The organism is Parvimonas sp. D2 (assembly GCF_035282635.1).
Classification (GTDB): Bacteria; Bacillota; Clostridia; order Tissierellales; family Peptoniphilaceae; genus Parvimonas.
In genome coordinates this window covers 1-232 of sequence record NZ_JAYKBO010000121.1, presented here as the reverse complement: position 1 = coordinate 232, position 232 = coordinate 1, and the positions used below count along the sequence as shown (strand labels likewise).

Sequence of the window (232 nt, the reverse complement as noted above, 5' to 3'; positions counted from 1 at the left end):
CCCATGAGCCAGCGTAATTTTTGCCATTGTGGATGCCTGCTCCTTCGACAATGTCGATAAAAGCACCCACGGAGACATCAACCATTTCACCGTCAAGCACACGCTGATACGTCTCAGTGGCATCACCACCGATGGCATCAATCATGTCCTTGTCGAGCCACGCCTCAGTCTTCAGCTTAGTGCCGTCGAGCTTGGTATTGGCCAGGAAACCAATTTGGTAGGTCTCCAAGAC

General features: G+C 51.7%; 1 protein-coding gene. It reads right to left on the bottom strand.

What is annotated here, in order from left to right; genetic code table 11:
* The coding region (locus VJI77_RS07795; RefSeq protein ID WP_323989032.1) for a hypothetical protein at window positions 1–232 on the bottom strand (232 nt) is incomplete at both ends.